1 protein-coding gene is annotated in these 387 nt (G+C 59.2%); it reads left to right on the forward strand.

Annotated features, from left to right (window positions below; all coding sequences use genetic code 11):
* Positions 1-76: 76 nt before the first annotated feature.
* The coding region (locus CBF90_RS16980; protein WP_141097249.1) for an ATP-binding cassette domain-containing protein at positions 77-387 on the forward strand (311 nt) is incomplete at its 3' end.

Below are 387 nucleotides of genomic sequence, written 5' to 3' on the forward strand. Positions count from 1 at the left end.
GAACTACACATAAGAACATTGCCCTGGAGGTCGAGCAGTGAGCACATCCACCGAAGCATCTGCAAGCGCTGAACCAATGGTGCACATCACCGGACTGCACAAAGAGTTTGGGCCCCTGCATATCCTCAAAGGAATCGACCTCGACATCGCCCCCGGTGAAGTCTGCGTCTTGCTCGGCCCATCAGGTTCGGGCAAGTCCACCTTGTTGCGGTGCATCAACCAGCTGGAAACCTTCGAGGCCGGGGAAATCTGGGTCGGTGGTGAACGCGTGGGCTACCAGCGCGATCCGCTCCCCGACGGCCGACTCGAGAAGCTTTCTGACAAGGACATTGCCGCCCAGCGCGCCCGCGTTGGCATGGTGTTCCAGCGCTTTAATCTCTTCCCCCA

It is taken from the genome of Microbacterium sp. AISO3 (genome assembly GCF_002204305.1).
GTDB classification, from domain to species: domain Bacteria; phylum Actinomycetota; class Actinomycetes; order Actinomycetales; family Microbacteriaceae; genus Microbacterium; species Microbacterium arborescens.